The 16,427-nt window shown below is 70.5% G+C and carries 15 protein-coding genes; 6 read left to right on the top strand and 9 right to left on the bottom strand.

The annotated features are described in order from the left end of the window. Positions 1–44: 44 nt before the first annotated feature. On the bottom strand, positions 45–1,370 hold the full coding sequence (gene hisS / locus ACFFXY_RS09030; protein ID WP_382348647.1) for a histidine--tRNA ligase: 1,326 nt from the start codon (positions 1,368–1,370) through the stop codon (positions 45–47). Between the two features lie 49 nt (positions 1,371–1,419). Beyond that, a complete protein-coding gene (locus tag ACFFXY_RS09025) occupies positions 1,420–2,088 on the bottom strand; it encodes an MBL fold metallo-hydrolase (RefSeq protein ID WP_382348644.1) in 669 nt (222 codons plus the stop codon). Between the two features lie 123 nt (positions 2,089–2,211). Here ACFFXY_RS09025 and ACFFXY_RS09020 point away from each other — a divergent pair, with 123 nt between their 5' ends. The 4 genes from ACFFXY_RS09020 to ACFFXY_RS09005 all read left to right on the top strand — a co-directional run bounded on the left by ACFFXY_RS09020 (position 2,212) and on the right by ACFFXY_RS09005 (position 6,486). Beyond that, positions 2,212–2,538, top strand: coding sequence for a hypothetical protein (locus ACFFXY_RS09020; protein ID WP_382348641.1), 327 nt, complete (start codon positions 2,212–2,214; stop codon positions 2,536–2,538). 31 nt (positions 2,539–2,569) lie between these two features. Then, on the top strand, positions 2,570–3,460 hold the full coding sequence (locus ACFFXY_RS09015; RefSeq protein WP_382348638.1) for a peptidylprolyl isomerase: 891 nt from the start codon (positions 2,570–2,572) through the stop codon (positions 3,458–3,460). 209 nt (positions 3,461–3,669) lie between these two features. Next, positions 3,670–5,955, top strand: a complete 2,286-nt coding sequence (locus tag ACFFXY_RS09010) for a RelA/SpoT family protein (protein ID WP_382350598.1) — start codon at positions 3,670–3,672, stop codon at positions 5,953–5,955. Between the two features lie 54 nt (positions 5,956–6,009). Then, positions 6,010–6,486: a hypothetical protein gene (locus ACFFXY_RS09005; protein ID WP_382348635.1), complete on the top strand. Its 477-nt coding sequence runs from the start codon at positions 6,010–6,012 to the stop codon at positions 6,484–6,486. Positions 6,487–6,532: 46 nt separating this feature from the next. Here ACFFXY_RS09005 and ACFFXY_RS09000 read toward each other — a convergent pair whose 3' ends face one another. Then, positions 6,533–8,344 carry an FAD-dependent oxidoreductase gene (locus ACFFXY_RS09000; RefSeq protein WP_382348632.1) on the bottom strand — a complete coding sequence of 604 codons (1,812 nt, stop codon included), beginning with the start codon at positions 8,342–8,344 and terminating at the stop codon, positions 6,533–6,535. 168 nt (positions 8,345–8,512) lie between these two features. On the opposite strand from ACFFXY_RS09000, the gene ACFFXY_RS08995 reads away from it, so the two are divergent. Next, complete coding sequence (locus tag ACFFXY_RS08995; protein WP_106365423.1) at positions 8,513–8,704, top strand: YtxH domain-containing protein; 192 nt, start codon at positions 8,513–8,515, stop codon at positions 8,702–8,704. An 81-nt stretch (positions 8,705–8,785) separates the two neighbouring features. Here ACFFXY_RS08995 and secF read toward each other — a convergent pair whose 3' ends face one another. The 6 genes from secF to ruvC form a co-directional block, all read right to left on the bottom strand. Next, positions 8,786–9,991 (bottom strand): protein translocase subunit SecF, encoded by a 1,206-nt coding sequence (gene secF, locus ACFFXY_RS08990; RefSeq protein ID WP_382348628.1) that lies wholly within the window; start codon positions 9,989–9,991, stop codon positions 8,786–8,788. Positions 9,992–9,997: 6 nt separating this feature from the next. Then, positions 9,998–11,836, bottom strand: a complete 1,839-nt coding sequence (gene secD, locus ACFFXY_RS08985) for a protein translocase subunit SecD (protein ID WP_382348625.1) — start codon at positions 11,834–11,836, stop codon at positions 9,998–10,000. A gap of 161 nt (positions 11,837–11,997) precedes the next feature. Next, the gene (gene yajC, locus ACFFXY_RS08980; RefSeq protein WP_382348622.1) at positions 11,998–12,471 is read right to left on the bottom strand and encodes a preprotein translocase subunit YajC; all 474 of its coding nucleotides are present in this window, start codon (positions 12,469–12,471) and stop codon (positions 11,998–12,000) included. 67 nt (positions 12,472–12,538) lie between these two features. Then, complete coding sequence (gene ruvB / locus ACFFXY_RS08975; RefSeq protein WP_382348619.1) at positions 12,539–13,606, bottom strand: Holliday junction branch migration DNA helicase RuvB; 1,068 nt, start codon at positions 13,604–13,606, stop codon at positions 12,539–12,541. A gap of 3 nt (positions 13,607–13,609) precedes the next feature. After that, positions 13,610–14,209 carry a Holliday junction branch migration protein RuvA gene (ruvA, locus tag ACFFXY_RS08970; RefSeq protein WP_382348616.1) on the bottom strand — a complete coding sequence of 200 codons (600 nt, stop codon included), beginning with the start codon at positions 14,207–14,209 and terminating at the stop codon, positions 13,610–13,612. Then, positions 14,206–14,751 carry a crossover junction endodeoxyribonuclease RuvC gene (gene ruvC, locus ACFFXY_RS08965; RefSeq protein ID WP_382348613.1) on the bottom strand — a complete coding sequence of 182 codons (546 nt, stop codon included), beginning with the start codon at positions 14,749–14,751 and terminating at the stop codon, positions 14,206–14,208. The genes ruvA and ruvC overlap by 4 nt, the downstream gene beginning before the upstream one ends. Before the next feature lie 282 nt (positions 14,752–15,033). On the opposite strand from ruvC, the gene ACFFXY_RS08960 reads away from it, so the two are divergent. Continuing rightward, positions 15,034–16,284, top strand: a complete 1,251-nt coding sequence (locus ACFFXY_RS08960; RefSeq protein WP_382348610.1) for a multidrug effflux MFS transporter — start codon at positions 15,034–15,036, stop codon at positions 16,282–16,284. Positions 16,285–16,427: the final 143 nt, after the last annotated feature.

Below are 16,427 nucleotides of genomic sequence, written 5' to 3'. Positions count from 1 at the left end.
AACAGGAAAGCGGGCGCCCCTCGGGGCGCCCGCTTCGGCTTGTCTTAGGCGGCGGTGATCCGCGGGTGGAGGTCCTCGGCCGGGGGGTTCCACGTGTCGAGGTCGACGGTGGCCTGGTCGCCGGAGCGGATGTCCTTGATCTGCGTGCCCTCGTCGTTGGTGAAGAGCACGAAGGGGATGCCGCGCTTGTCGGCGAACTTGATCTGCTTGCCGAACTTGGCGGCCGAGGGCGAGACCTGCACGGGGATGCCGCGGGCGCGCAGGCGCTGGGCGATCGCGTTCGAGGCGGGCCGGTCGTCCTCGTGGTTGAGGGCGACGAGGACGCACGTGGGGACCTCGCGGGTCGCATCCAGCTTCCCGGCCTGGAGCAGAGGCACCAGGAGGCGGGAGACGCCGATCGACAGGCCCACGCCGGGGTACGTGTTCTTGCCGTCGGAGGCGAGCTTGTCGTAGCGGCCGCCGGAGCAGACCGAGCCGAGGTGCTCCTCCCCTTCGATGAAGACCTCGTAGACCGTGCCGGTGTAGTAGTCGAGGCCGCGCGCGATCTTCATGTCGGCGACGACGAAGCCGGGGGCGGCCGCCGCCGCGGCGTCGACCACCGCGGCCAGCTCGGTCAGGCCCTCCTCCAGGAGCGGGTCGGCGACGCCGAGCGCGCGGATCTCGTCGACGAACGAGGAGTCCTCGGCGCTGATCGAGGCGAGCTTCAGGCACGCCTCGGCCTGCTCGGGGGTCGCGTCCACGCCGTCGATGAGGAGCTTCGCGGTGGCGTCGCGCCCGATCTTGTCGAGCTTGTCGATGATCCGCAGCGCCTCCTCGGTGTCGCGGATGCCCAGGCCCTGGTAGAAGCCCTGCGAGAGCTTGCGGTTGTTGACGTGCATGCGGACCTTCGGCAGCGGGAGGCCCTTGAGCGCGTCGGCGACGACGAGCGCCACCTCCACCTCGTAGTGCGCGGGCAGCTCGCCGAGGTCCACGATGTCGATGTCGGCCTGCCAGAACTCGCGGTACCGCCCGCCCTGGGGGCGCTCGCCGCGCCAGACCGGCTGGATCTGGTAGCGGCGGAACGGGAAGTTGAGCTTCCCGGCGTTCTCCAGCACGTACCGCGCGAACGGCACGGTCAGGTCGAAGTGCAGGCCCAGTTCGGCGTCCGAGGCGTCGCGGTCGTCGGCCTGGAGGCGGCGCAGCACGTAGACCTCCTTCGAGGTCTCGCCCTTGCGCAGGAGCTGGTCCATGGGCTCGACGGCGCGGGTCTGGAGGTTCGCGAAGCCGTGCAGCTCGAAGGCGCGGCGGAGATGGTCCACGACCTGCTGCTCGACGATCCGCTGCCGGGGCAGCAGTTCGGGGAAGCCCGAGAGCGGCTGGGGTCGTGACATGGGTGTCTCCTAGCGCGTAGTTCGATCGGAAAAGGAAGCGGAGCCGTCGCTAATGGGCGGTCAGGCGCTTCAGGTACGGGTTGCGGGCGCGCTCGGCCGCGATCGTGGTGGCCGGGCCGTGCCCGGGGAGGACGACGACGCCGTCGTCGAGCGGGAGGACCTTCGTCCGCAGCGTCTCCTGCATGGCCGCGTCGGAGCCGCCGGGCAGGTCGGTGCGGCCGATCGCGCCGCGGAACAGCACGTCGCCGGTGAGCGTGTACGCGGCCTCGTCGCCCGCGGTGTGGAACATGGCCGACCCGGCGGTGTGCCCGGGGGCGTGGTCCACGGCGAAGCGCATCCCCGCGAGCTCGACGGTCCCGCCGTCGGCGAGGACCTGCACGTCGTCGGGCTCGGTCCAGTCGAGGCCGGTGCCCACGAGCGCCATCATGTTCGGGCCGAAGCCCTGCGTGGGGTCGGCGAGCAGGTGCGCGTCGTCGGCGTGGATGTACGCGGGGACGTCGTTCGCGCCGCACACGGGCGTCACGGAGAACGTGTGGTCGAGGTGCCCGTGGGTGAGGACCACGGCGACGGGCTTGAGGCCGCGCTCGCCGAGCAGGGCCTCCAGGCGCGGGGCGACGCCGATGCCCGGGTCCACGACCACGCACTCGGCGCCGGGACCGGAGGACAGCACGTAGCAGTTCGTCCCGAACGCATCGGCCACCAGCGTCTCGATGAGCACCGCTCCCCCTCCCTTCGCGGGCTCAGAATACACGGGGCATCCTGCGGTGACGCGTCTGACTTGACCCGGTTAGACTGCGGAACTCGTAACCCCCAACACAAGCGAACGTCATGAGGAGTCCAGGTGCCCGCGAAGTCCAAGCACATGGAGCAGCGCAAGCAGCGCATCGCGAACGCGAAGAAGAACGCGCGCCTCGCGGGCAAGCTGCGCAGGCGGCGCCAGCTCCAGGCGCTGGGCGGGCTCCTCGCCGTCGCCGCCGTGCTGACCCTGGTGTACCTCTGGCAGGACGGGTTCTTCAAGGACGAGGAGCCCGCGGCCGAGGAGCCGACCTCCGAGATCACCGAGGACCCGCTGGCGACCGAGGTTCCGACCGACGGCACCGAGGAGACGGCCACGGCCGACCCGACGGCGGAGTCCTCCGAGGCCCCGACCGACACCGAGACCGAGTAAGCACCCCTAACCGCGCGAAGGAGATCCGACGGTGGCGTCGAAACAGGCTCAGCGACTGGCGGCCCGCCAGCACTTGCAGCAGCGCATGGCCGTCAAGGCCGAGGAGGAGCGCCGCAGGCGCACCGTCGCGTGGAGCGTCGGCGGCGTGGGCGCGCTGGCCGCGCTCGTGCTCCTGGCCTGGGGCGCGTTCGCGTGGCTCGGCCCCGACGACGAGTCCGCCGGCGACCCCGACGTGCAGCAGCTCGTGAACGACGCCGAGGCGGCGGCCGACCGCTGCGGCGACGTCGAGCCCAGCGGCGAGGGCGCCACCGGCACCGCCACGGAGGGCCTCACCGACGGCCGCCCCGTGCAGGACGTCTACCTCGAATGCCTCCAGATGACGGCCCCGGACGCCTCCGCGACCGCCTCATGCATGTACACCTCGATGGACGGGACCAGCCCGGTCCCGCTCGCGACCGAGCCCGCCGCCGGGTCGCAGGAGATGACCATCGTGACCAACCTCGGCCTCATCACCGCCGACATCGAGACCGCCGAGGCCCCGTGCACCGCCGGGTCCTTCACGTTCCTCGCGCAGGACGGGTACTTCGACGGCCAGCAGTGCCACCGCCTGACCACCGAGGGCATCTACGTGCTCCAGTGCGGCGACCCCGACGCGCGCGCCGCGATCGAGGCCGGCACGCCCGAGATGGCCGGCGCGGGCTCCCCCGGCTACCAGTACGGCGAGGAGAACACCCCGGTCGAGGCCGAGGCGAACTACCCGGCCGGGACCATCGCGATGGCCAACGCGGGCGCCGGGACCACCGGCAGCCAGTTCTTCATCGTCTACGAGGACACGACCCTGGGCGCGGACTACACGATCCTCGGCCAGATCACCTCGGGCCTGGACATCGTCGAGCAGGTCGCGGCCGCGGGCGTCATGTAGCGCCGCCCCCGATGTGATCCAGTCGCGGGCGCGGTCGGGGCAGCGCAGGCGGCCCGGGCCGCGCCCCGCGGCTAGGATTAATGCGTATCGGAGCTTTGTTGAGGCTTTGAGAAGCTGTAGTGCCGTGCGATACCGAGGAGGCGTGCGTGGTGACCGAGCGAGCCGCGTCCGGCAGTCCCGCTGACGCCGCGCCCACTTCCGGCGGCCCCATGGGCCCGCCGACGGGGCGCCGCATGCGGGCCCGGCTGGCGCGCTTCAACGCGCCGTGGCAGTCCTCGACCCTCCCGGAGGTCCTGGAGCCGCTCGTGGCGGCCCACCGGGCCGCGCACCCCCGTGCCGACGTGCGGCTCCTCCAGCAGGCGTACACGCGCGCCGAGCAGCTGCACAACGGGCAGTTCCGAAAGTCCGGCGACCCGTACATCACGCACCCGCTCGCGGTCGCGTCGATCCTCGCCGAACTCGGCATGGACACGAACACGCTGGTCGCGGCCCTCCTGCACGACACCGTCGAGGACACCGACTACCAGCTCGACGAGCTCGGCGACGAGTTCGGCGGGGAGGTCGCGCTCCTGGTCGACGGCGTCACCAAGCTCGACAAGGTGAAGCTCGGCGACGCCGCGAAGGCCGAGACGATCCGCAAGATGGTCGTCGCCATGGCGAAGGACCCGCGCGTCCTCGTCATCAAGCTCGCCGACCGGCTCCACAACATGCGCACGCTGACGTTCCTGCCCCCCGAGAAGCAGGAGCAGAAGGCCCGGGAGACGCTGGAGATCCTCGCGCCCCTGGCCCACCGGCTCGGCATGAACACGATCAAGTGGGAGCTGGAGGACCTGTCGTTCGCCACGCTCTACAAGAAGCGGTACGCCGAGATCGCGCGCCTGGTCTCCGAGCACTCCCCGCAGCGGGAGATGCTCCTCCAGCAGGTCGTGGCCCAGGTCAAGGACCACCTGAAGGGCTCGCGCATCAAGGCCGAGGTCTCCGGGCGGCCGAAGCACCTGTACTCGATCTACCAGAAGATGATCGTGCGCGGCCGCGACTTCAACGACATCTACGACCTGGTGGGCCTGCGCATCCTCGTCGAGGACGAGCGGGACTGCTACGCGGCGCTCGGGGTGATCCACGCGAACTGGCAGCCGGTGCCGGGGCGCTTCAAGGACTACATCGCGATGCCCAAGTTCAACATGTACCAGTCGCTGCACACCACGGTGATCGGCCCGAACGGCAAGCCCGTCGAGATGCAGATCCGCACGTGGGCGATGCACCGCACCGCCGAGTACGGCATCGCCGCGCACTGGAAGTACAAGGAGACCAAGAACTCCACGGTCGCCGGGCCGCCCGCGCACATCGACGACATGGCGTGGCTGCGCCAGCTCCTCGACTGGCAGCGCGAGGCCGCCGACCCCTCGGAGTTCCTCGACGCGCTCCGCTTCGACCTCGCCTCCTCCGAGGCGTACGTCTTCACCCCGAAGGGCGACGTCATCGCCCTCCCCGCGGGCTCCACACCCGTGGACTTCGCGTACGCCGTCCACACCGAGGTCGGCAACCGCTGCATCGGCGCGCAGGTCAACGGCAAGATCGTGCCGCTGGAGTCGACGCTGTCGAACGGGGACGTGGTCGAGGTGTTCACCTCGAACTCCGAGAACGCCACGCCCAGCGAGGACTGGCTCGCGTTCGTCAAGAGCCCCCGCGCCCGCACCAAGATCAAGCAGCACTTCAAGCGCGAGCGCCGCGAAGAGGCCATCGAGCTGGGCAAGGACGAGCTGACCCGCGCGATGCGCAAGCGGCGCCTGCCGCTCCAGCGGATGCTCTCCCACGACAACCTGACGTCCCTCGCGAAGGACCTCAACCTCAAGGACGTCGAGGCGCTGTACGCGGCCCTCGGCGAGCACCACATCTCCGCGTCCGCGGTCGTCCAGAAGCTCCTGGAGGTCCAGGGCGGGGCCGAGGGCGCCGCCGAGGACATGGCCGAGGCCACCGCGCCGACGCAGCCCGCGCGCATCGTCCCCGAGGCGCACGGCGACATCCACGCGGCCGTCACGGTCGCGGGGATGGAGGAGGGCGAGATGCCGGTGCGCCTCGCCCACTGCTGCAACCCGATCCCGGGCGACTCCATCATCGGCTTCGCGACCCGCTACCACGTGATCTCCGTGCACCGCAGGGACTGCGAGAACGCCGAGGAGCGCATCGAGCTCCAGCCCGACCGGGTCCTGGAGGTCCACTGGTCCCACGAGGACGACCAGGCGACGTTCGTGGCGACCGTGCAGGTCGAGGCCCTCGACCGGCACCGCCTCCTCGCCGACGTCACGCAGGTCCTCTCGGGCGAGCGCGTCTCGATCCTCTCCGCGACGGTGACCACGACCCGCGACCGGGTCGCCCTGTCGCGCTTCACGTTCGAGATGGCGAACCCCGAGCACCTCGACCACATCATCAAGGTGATCCGCAAGGTCGACGGCGTCTACGACGCCTACCGACTCACCGGGGCCGAACGCACGTAGCGCTCGCGATATAGGGTGGGCCGGTCGCCAACCCGCCTACCGGAAAGCAAGACCATGACGGAGCTGTCCCAGTTCGACGACGACGAGCGCGCCCTGATCCTCAACACCCCCGGGGTCGTCCTCAAGGGGACCGTGGTCTCCGACGGGTCCAAGAACGCCCTGGTGTTCCTCAAAGAGGTCACCGCGGGCGCGAAGGTCTTCAAAGAGGCCCGCAAGCACCCGAACCCCTTCGTCAAGTCCGTGGCCCTCGCCCTGCGCGAACGCGACCCCGAGTCCTCCGACGGCGAGCTCCCCGTGGACGACGCCGCCATGTCCGAGGCCCTCAAACTCGCCGCTGACGTCGCCGACCTCCTGCGCCGCAAGGCCGCCCCCGAGGACACCGCCGCCTACACCGCCTGGCTCCTCCACCTCGCCACCGAAGTCGCCGGCGCCGTCAAGACCCGCCAAGGCGGCCTCTTCTCAAAGAAAGTGGCCGTCAACGACGGCGAACGCATGTTCCTCGAAGACCTCACCCAGGCCCTCAACGCCTAGAACCCCTGCAAGGCCCGCACCCGAGAGGGCGCGGGCCTTCGGCGTGTCATGCGCTCCTGGTGAAGGTCATGTTCACGCCGTCGTCGGGGTGGTAAGTCCACGAGACCTCGATGCCGTCGAACTCGGCCTCCTGATAGCCGTCAAGCGCGCGCGTGTTCTCCATCTGGTCCCTGACCGCGTCGGGGACGTCGAGCTCGTCGAGGATGCAGGAGAACTGCGTCAACGTAGCGCCCGGCATCTCCTCGGCTCCGGCCCGGTCGATGCTCAGGGTGTCGCCATCGTCGCCGATGCGGACGTCCGAAGATCCGACGGCGCACTCCTCCTTGACGGCTTCGAACAGGTCGTCGTCGGCGGCCCCGGCCCCGCCGGGGTCGTTTCCGGCGAGGCCGACCGTGAGGCCGACGAAGAAGCCGACGAGCGGTCCGGCGATGGCCCACGCCAGGAGCGGGTTCCGGCGCCGGGGCGGCAGGGCGGGGAGCCCCGGTGCGGGCGGTTCGAGTGCGGGCGGTTCGAGTGCGGGCGGTTCGAGTGCGGGCGGTTCGAGTGCGGGCGGTTCGAGTGCGGGCGGTTCAGGTGCGGTTGCGGCGGTCTCGGGGACACCGGGACCGGCCGAGGGATCTGAGGGAGTCATACGTGGAGCGTCGCACCGGATCACCGCTTGCCGCACCCATAACCACTCGATCGTGTGCGCGTACTGCCAGGCGGTCTTCTCGGGGGTGGTGAAGCGGGACAAGAAGAAGGGCATGAGGGCGTCTCGGAAGCGGGCGGCGAGGGGGCCGGCGGCTTTGGACTGGTTGGTGCGGGCGGCTTCGGCGATGACGCGTTCGACGCGGGCGCGGCGGCGGGACTCGTAGGCGGTGAAGGCGCGGTCGACCGGGAGGTCGCGGAGGCACTTGGCGAGTTCGACGGCGGACTCGGCGGCGAGGCTGGCGCCCTGGCCGGAGGACGGGGAGGTGGCGTGGGCGGCGTCGCCGATGAGGACGATGCGGCCCTTGGACCAGACGGGGACGTGCGGGAGGTCTTCGAGGGGCGAGGGCGGGATGAACCCGTCGGGCGTGACGTGGTCGAGGATGGTCATGGCGGGTCCGGCGTCGTCGGCGAAGGCGCCCCGCATGCGGGCCATCCACATGTCGAACGTGGTGTTCGCCAGGTCGGCGTCGGCGAGGCGCTTGTAAGGCATGTTCGCGAACCAGCCGGTGCTCTCGCCGTCGGAGAGGTACCCGAAGAAGGCGCGGCGGCCGAAGACCATGCGGAAGTCGCCGTCGGTGGGCCGGATGCCCGCGGGGCCGTCGATGTAGCCGCCGAGGCCCACCAGGCCCGTGTAGCGGGGCGTGACGGCGGGGTCGATGAGGCCGCGGACGGCGGAGCGGATGCCGTCGGCGCCGATGAGGATGTCGGCTTCGGCGGTGGTGTGGTCGTCGAAGCGGGCGATGACGCTGTGGCCGGTGTCCACGGCGCCCTCGAAGCGCTTGCCGTAGGTGATGGGGACGCCGTCGGCTTCGGCGCGGGCCTGGAGGAGCTCGGAGATGCGGCCGCGCGGGAGCGTGACGCGCCCGGGGAGGGCAGGGTCGGTGTCGATGGCGCCGAGGACCTTGCCGGTGCCCGAGGAGATGACCATGCGGGGCGTGGGCATGCCCGCGGCGGCCAGGTCGGCGTCGGCGCCGACGACGCTGAGGGCGTTCAGGCCGTTCGAGGCGAGGCCGAGGGGGCCGCCCTTGGAGCCGGTGCCGGGGCGGTATGCCTCGAAGACCTGGGCGTCGATCCCGGCTTTGCGCAGGGCCAGGGCGGCGACGGGGCCGCCGACGCCGCCGCCGATGACCAGCGCGGTCCGGGCCTTGCGGTGCTGTTCGTTCGTCATGGCGGGAGCGTAGGTCGCAACCGGCGCGTGCGGCGTCATCCTGGGGTAGCGTTCGGGATTCGACCACGGTTGTACGGCGCGATTGTGCGGCGCGATTGTGCGGCGAATCGCCGCGGGGCCCCGAATCCCCTCTTATAGTGATACCGACTCACGTAGGGAGGGGTTCTCGTGGACAAGTTCAACGAGATGAAGGACAAGGCCGGCGACATGGCCGACGACGCCAAGGACAAGGCCGAAGACCTGTACAACAAGGCCAAGGAGTCGCCGGTGGGCGACAAACTCGACGACGTCACGGACCAGGTCAAGGAGAAGGCCCAGGGCCTGATCTCGAAGTTCAAGGGCGACAAAGGCCCCGAGTGACTCCGGGCTCCCGTAGCGAGCCAGCCAGCTATGAAGCGGCGGGCGGACCACCAGGTCCGCCCGCCGCTTTCGTGCCGTGTGCTAGCGCCGCTTGCGCTTCTTGCTGTTGCCCGGCCGGGACTGCGAGGTCCGGTTCGGGCCGGACCTGGACGTGCCGCTGCCGGACTTGACGGGCTCCTCCAGCAGCTCCAGCGGGAGGTCGTCGATCTTCGCGAGCTCCAGGCGGTCGTCGTCCTCGTCGTCGTCCGCGGCCTTGCGGGCGGGCTTCTCGGACTTCCCGGACTCGTCCTCGCCGCGGCCGCGGGCCGTGGCGACCTTCTTGTTGTGGCGCTGGACGGCGGCGCTGCGCTCGGCCAGGTCCACCACCCACGGGGCGGCCAGGAAGATCGAGGAGTACGCGCCGACGACCATGCCGACGAACAGCACGAGCGCCAGGTCCTTCAGCGTGCCGACGCCGAGGGCGCCCACGCCGACGAACAGCAGCGCCGCGACCGGCAGCACGCCGATGACGGAGGTGTTGATCGAGCGCATGAGCGTCTGGTTGACCGCGTCGTTGACGGCCTCGGCGAAGGTCTGGTTGCGCGACTTGAGCAGCTGCGCGGTGTTCTCCTGGACCTTGTCGAAGACGACGACGGTGTCGTAGATCGAGTACCCGAGGATCGTCAGCAGGCCGACGATCGTGGAGGGCGTGATCTCGAAGCCGACGAGCGAGTAGATGCCGACGGTGATGATGATGTCGTGCGCGAGCGCGCCCAGCGAGGCGATGGCCATGCGCCGCTCGTACCTGATCCAGATGAAGGCCGAGACCAGCACCAGGAACACGACGAGCGCGATGAGCGCCTGCTTGGACACGGCCGCGCCCCAGGTCGCGGAGACCTCGGAGACGGAGATCGAGTCGGCCCCGATGCCCGCCTCGGCGGCCATGGCGTCGCGGATCGCGGTGGACTGGCCGTCCTCCAGCTCGCCGACGCGGATGATGTAGGACCGGCCGTCGCCGGTCCCGGCGACCTGGCCGGTGCCGATGTCCGCGCCCGCGGCCTCGGCGGCGTTCTCGACCTGTTCGAGGCTCGCCGAGGTGTCGGCCGCGGGGACGGCGTACTGGACGCCGCCCGCGAAGTCGATGCCGAGGACGAAGCCCTTGAAGATCATGACGACCGCGAGGGCGGCGATGACGATCCCGGAGGCGAGGTAGAACTTCCGGCGGTTGGCGATGAACTGGAAGTCCGTCTCGCCGCGGTAGAGCCGGCTGAGGACGCCGGGGCGCTTCTCGGTCTGCTTGGTGCTCATCGGTCCTTAGCCTTTCGCGGCCGCGTCGCCGGTGGCCGGGGCGGTCTTGGTGTGCAGGCCGGAGAGGGCCTGGCTGTTGAGGACCCTCCCGCGCGAGAGCCATTCGGCGATCGGGTGGGTGAAGAGGAAGACGATCATGACGTCGACGATCGTGGAGATGCCGAGCGAGAACGCGAACGCCCGGACCGGGCCGATGGCCAGGATGTACAGCACGACCGCGGAGATCATCGAGATCGCGTTCGCCGACATGATCGTGCGGCGGGCGCGGACCCACGCGCGCGGGATCGCCGAGCGCGCCGAGCGGCCCCCGGCCATCTCCTCCTTTATTCGCTCGAAGTACACGATGAAGGAGTCGGCGGTGATGCCGATCGAGACCACGAAGCCCGCGACGCCCGCGAGGGTGAGCGTCAGGCCCACCTGCGAGCCCAGGAGCGCGATCGCCGGGTACAGCACCGCGGAGGCCACGATGAGCGAGCCGAGGACCACGAAGCCCATGAGCCGGTAGTAGACCATCGAGTACAGGAACACCAGGATCAGGCCGAGGAACATGGCGTACATGCCCGCTTCGAGCTGGTCCACGCCGAGCGTCGCGGTGACCTCGTTGACGGTCTCGACCACGAACGTCGTCGGCAGCGAGCCGAAGTTGAGCTGGTCGGCGAGCTGGTTCGCCTCGTCGGCGGAGAAGTCGCCGGAGATCTGCGTGGAGTTGGTCGACGCCTCGTTGATCGTCGGCGCGGACACGACCTCGTTGTCGAGGACGATCGCGACCTGCGACCCGACGTTCTCGTTGGTGAGCGCGCCCCACGACTCCGCGCCGGAGGCCGAGAACTGCACGTTCACGACGAACATGTTCGGGTTGGCCTGGTCGGTGCCGACGTCGGCCTGCGTGACGTCCGAGCCGAGCACGGTGGCCGGCTGGAGCAGGTACTTGTAGGCGACCTTCAGGTCCGGGTCGTCGGCCGAGTACGGCTCGGGGGCCGAGCACGCCACGACCTCGATGTCCGCCTGCTGGACGGCGCCCGGCGGGCGGTTGTCGAGCTGGGTGCAGGTGATCTGGGGGACGAAGAACTGGACGTTCGCCGGGAGCAGCGAGACCTCTTCGGGGGTGAGCTCGCCGAACGGCTCCAGGAGCGCCATGGTCGCCTCGTCCGCGGGGGCCGCGGTGAGGGCCTGCGCGGTCGCGGCGGCGTCGGCGCCGACCTTCGCCCACACGTCGTCCAGCGTCACGTCCACGTCGTCGGTGGCGGGCGCCTGGCCCTGGCCCGACGCGTCCTCGGAGGTGGCCTCCTCGGTGGGGGTCTCCGCGGCCTCTTCAGTCGGCGTTTCGCTCGACTCGGCCGTGGGGGTCTCGGACGCGCCGTCCGAGGGGTCCTCGCTCGGGGACTCCTCGGCGAGGGCCTCCTCCAGCGCGGACGTGTCCATCGTCGAGTTGGTGACGATGCGGAACCGCAGCTCCGCGGGGGCGCCGACGTCGCGGAGCGCCTCCTCGTCGATGTCGTCGCCCGCGACGTTCACGACGATGTTCTCACTGCCCTCGACGAACACCTCGGGCTCGGAGACGCCGGTCGAGTTGACGCGGCTCTCGATGATCTGGCGCGCCTGCTCCATGGTCTCGGCCGAGGGCGGCTCGTCCGTGCCCTGCTGGTACGCCGTGAGGGTCATGGAGAGCCCGCCCTGGAGGTCGAGCCCCAGTTTCGGAGTGGGGAACTTCCACCCGGAACCCGCCAGCGCGGACACCCACAGGATCGCGAGCACGGCGAGCAGCGCCACGAAATACGGGGCGACTGCCAGGCGCTTGCGCTGGATCTTCTTCCGTGGGCGGTCAGCGCCCGTTACTGAAGCCAATGGTCGGTCTCTTCCTCAGAACTCGGACAGGGGCGGGCGCGAAGCGACCGCGCAGACGGTGGCGGGCGCCGGTCCGCGGGGCGGACCGGAGGGAGTGGGCTCGCACACGCACCCTCGGCGGGGCTCATTCTAGGACGGGTGCCTCAAAGGGCATGCAGGGCCTAGTACTCCTTGCGGTCGGACTTCCCGGTGTGCTTGTCGCCGTCGGTCTTGTCGTCGCCGTTGGCGAGCTTCTCCAGGTCCTCGTCGGAGAGGGTGGCCTCCTCCTCGGAGACGGTCTCCTCGGTGGTCTCGGCCTCGGTCTCGGCGGGGGAGACGACCTTGGCGACGGCCTGGCGGGCGAAGACGAGGAAGGTGTCGTCGCTGGCCTCGATGGTGATGGTCTCGTCGTCGGAGTCGACGACGGTGCCGTAGAGGCCGCCGATGGTCATGACGCGGGCACCGGGCTGAACGTTGGACTGCATGTCCTGCTGCTCGCGCTGGCGCTTGCGCTGGGGGCGGATCATCACGAAGTACATGAGCGCGATGAAGCCGACGATCATGATCAGGAACATGATGTTGGAGCCGCCGGCGCTTTCCTGAGCGAGGACGTCTGCGGTTGCGAGCACGGTGGTGCCTTTCGTCGTGGTGGTCACGGTCTGGGAGGGTGACGTGGGCGGAGTCTATCCAATACGTGGTGTCGCCCCGTCTCCACGGCCCACCCTACGCGTCGCCGCTCCGGAACAGCCCGTCGGCGCTCGGCGGCTGGAGGCCGAGGTGCTGCCAGGCGGCGGCGGTGGCGACGCGCCCGCGGGGGGTGCGGGCGAGGAGCCCGGCGCGCACGAGGAACGGCTCGCAGACCTCTTCGACGGTGTCGGGCTGCTCCCCCACGGCGACGGCGAGGGTCTTGGGGCCGACGGGGCCGCCGTTGAAGGTCTGGACGAGGGCGCGCAGGACGGCGCGGTCGAGGCGGTCGAGGCCGAGGGAGTCGACGTCGTAGAGGTGGAGGGCGTCGACGGCGACGGTCTCGGTGATGGTCCCGGCGGCGCGGACCTGCGCGAAGTCGCGGACGCGGCGCAGGAGGCGGTTGGCGATGCGGGGTGTGCCGCGGGAGCGCCCGGCGATCTGGACGGCGCCTTCGGGGGTGATGCCGACGTCGAGGATGGCGGCGGAGCGGTTGACGATCGCTTCGAGCTCGTCCTCGGAGTAGAACTCCAGTTGGCCGAGGAAGCCGAAGCGGTCGCGCAGGGGCCCGGTGAGGAGTCCGGCGCGGGTGGTGGCGCCGACGAGCGTGAACGGTTCGAGTTCGAGGGGGATGGCGGTGGCGCCGGGGCCCTTGCCGACGACGACGTCGACGCGGTAGTCCTCCATGGCGGTGTAGAGGAGCTCCTCGGCGGGGCGGGCCATGCGGTGGATCTCGTCGATGAAGAGGACTTCGCGGGGTTCGAGGCTGGTGAGGATCGCGGCGAGGTCGCCGGAGCGTTCGAGGGCGGGCCCGGAGGTCTGGCGGAGGCTGACGCCGAGTTCGGCGGCGATGATCATGGAGAGGGTGGTCTTGCCGAGGCCGGGCGGGCCGGACAGGAGGATGTGGTCTGGCGGGGTGCCGCGGTGGCGGGCGCCTTCGAGGATGAGGCCGATCTGCTCGCGGACGCGGCCCTGGCCGATGATCTCGTCGAGCTTGCCGGGGCGGATGCCGGCCTCGGCCTTGCGTTCGAGCTCGGTGGCCTCGGCGGCGGTGAGCGCCCGGTCCCATTCCTCGGTCGTGACGTCGATGTCGAAGTCGTCTTCCATGCGCTACCGCTTCCCGAGGAGTCGGATGGCCTGCTTGAGGAGGGTGGGGACGTCCTGGCCATCGGCGCCCTCGGCGTCGAGCTGCTCGATGGCGGTCTCCGCCTCCTTCGCGGTCCAGCCGAGGGCCTGGAGGCCCTGGCTGACCTGGGTGCGCCAGCCGCCGGGGCGGCCGCCGGTCTGCTTGGGGACGCCGTGGAGGTCGACGGGGCCGATCTTGTCGGCGAGGTCGAGGACGATCCGCTCGGCGCTCTTCTTGCCGACGCCGGGGATGCGCGAGAGCGTGGTGGTGTCGGCGGTGGCGATGGCGTGGCGGATGACATCGGGGCGCAGGGCCTCGATGGCGTCGCGGGCGATGCGCGGGCCGATCTTCTGGGCGCCCTGGAGCAGCTCGAACAGGTCGCGCTCCTCGGCGGTGTTGAAGCCGTGCAGGGTGATCGAGTCCTCGCGGACGATCGTGGAGATCGCCAGGACCGCCTCGGAGCCGACCTTGAGGTTGGCGAGGGTGTGGGCGCCCGCGTGGACGGCGTAGCCGACGCCGTTGACGTCGACGACGGCGTAGACCTCGCCGACGGCGGCGATGGTGCCGGTGAGCTGGGCGATCATCGGTTGCGCTCCTTGGCTGCGGCGACCGCGGCGGCCTGCGAGGCGGCGGCCTGGGCGATGCGGGCTTTGACGCCGCCCCTCCACAAGTGGCAGACGGCGATGGCGAGCGCGTCGGCCGCGTCGGCGGGCTTCGGCGCTTCCTTCAGGCGGAGGATGCGGGTGACCATGGTGGTGACCTGGCGTTTGTCGGCGGTGCCGTTGCCGCACACGGCGTTCTTGACCTCAGAGGGCGTGTACGTGGCGGTGGGCAGGCCGAGGCGGGCGGCGGCGAGGAGCGCGATGCCGGAGGCCTGGGCGGTGCCGATGACGCTGGCGACGTTGTGCTGGCTGAAGACGCGTTCGACGGCGACGGCCTCGGGCCGGTGCTCGTCGAGGAGGGCGCGGAGGCCGTCGTCGAGGGCGAGGAGGCGGTCGGCAAGGCCGGCTTCGGGATCGGTGCGGACCACGTCGACGGCGACCATGGTGCCGGGCGCCCCGGGGCGTCCTTCGACGACGCCGACGCCGCAGCGGGTCAGGCCCGGGTCGATCCCCATGACGCGCACGCGCTCCTCCTGTCGCTCGGTTGTCGCGTCAGCTTATCCGGCCGGTCCGACGTCCGGGTGCAAGCGCCGCCGCGGGCGGTGTTCGAGGCGACCTGGAGCGACACCCGATGGTCGGGAATCGGACTGGTGGCCTTGCCCATAAACCACTTGCCGGTCGGCAGGTCACGTGATTTCGTTGTAGTCGGCCGGTAGCACCGCATCCGCCCCCCATCGGCGCAACGAGGCGACCGCGGGCCCGGCCGGCCTTCCTCCGCTCTGCCGAACCACTGGTTGGGAACAACTGTGTCTGCTGCCGCCTTCATGCCGCCCGTCGCCGCCGACGGCCACTCCCGACGCTTCATAGCCACCATGGTGTTCGTGCTCGGCGCCCTGTCCGCGACCGCGCCGATCGCCATCGACCTGTACCTCCCGGCCTTCCCCGCGATGGCCGACGCCCTCGGGACCCCCGAGAGCCGCATCCAGCTCACCTTGACCGCCATGATGATCGGCATGGGCGTGGGCCAGGCCGTCGTCGGCCCGCTCTCGGACCGCTTCGGGCGCCGCAAGCCGCTGCTCATCGGCATGTCGGTGTTCACGCTCGTGTCGCTGCTGTGCGCGGTCGCCACGAGCGCCGACCTGCTCATCGCGCTGCGCTTCGTGCAGGGCCTGTCCGGCGCGGCCGGGGTCGTGGTGGCCCGCGCGGTCATCCGCGACCACTTCGCCGGGGACGACATGACCCGGTTCACGGCCAAGATGATGTTCGTCACGATGCTCGCGCCGATGCTCGGCCCGATCGTCGGGGCCCAGCTCATCCGCTTCGGCCCGTGGCCGACCGTGTTCGTGTTCATGGCGGTCCTGTCGGCGCTGTCGACGTTCCTGGTGTGGAAGTACCTGCCCGAGAGCCTCCCCGCGGAGGAACGGCGGTCGATGACGGCACGCGAGTTCGGGTCCACCGTGGTGACGCTGGTGCGCGACGCGCACTTCATCGCGCCGACGATCGCGGTGCTCATGAACTTCTCGATGCTGTTCACGTACGTGTCGACGTTCAGCTTCATCTCGCAGAACGAGCTCGGGGCCTCCCCCGGGTTCTACTCGCTGCTGTTCGCGGTCGGCACGCTCGCGCTCCTGGCGGGCAACCAGGCGAACATGCTCATGATCGATCGCTCGAAGTCCTCCAGCCGCATGATCGTCGGCATGGCGATCTCGCTGGCGGGCGTCACGTTCCTGACGGTGGTCCAGCTGGTGGGCGCGGCGAACCTGTGGACGGTCCCGGCCGGGATCGTCCTGATGATGCTCGGCTGCGGCGTGGTGTTCCCGAACGCGGGCGCCGCGGCGATGTCCTCGCAGCCGCCGCAGATCGCCGGGACCGCCTCGGCGTTCATGGGCGCGACCCAGATGGCCGCGGGCGGCGTCCTCCCGGCCCTGGTCACCGTCGGCGGCGTGACCCTCGCGAGCATGACGTTCGGCGTCGCGGTGTACGCGGTCGCAACGGCCGCCGCGGTCGCCTGGACGATCGTGGTGTACCGCAGGTCACCAGTGCCCGGGATCGCGTAACGCTTCGCGAAGCAAATCGTTTGAACGAACGGCGGCTTGTTCTCCACCTACGTGGAGGTGTTCCGATCAGGGGCCATGGGCCGAACCGGATCAGTTGCTGCCCCCGCCAACGCGGGTTCGTCGGGCCGCCAATGCAACAAAGG

The organism is Glycomyces mayteni, assembly GCF_042428885.1.
GTDB classification, from domain to species: domain Bacteria; phylum Actinomycetota; class Actinomycetes; order Mycobacteriales; family Micromonosporaceae; genus Glycomyces; species Glycomyces mayteni.
The sequence above is the reverse complement of the archived record's forward strand: the minus strand, read 5'-3'. Positions and strand labels throughout refer to the sequence as shown.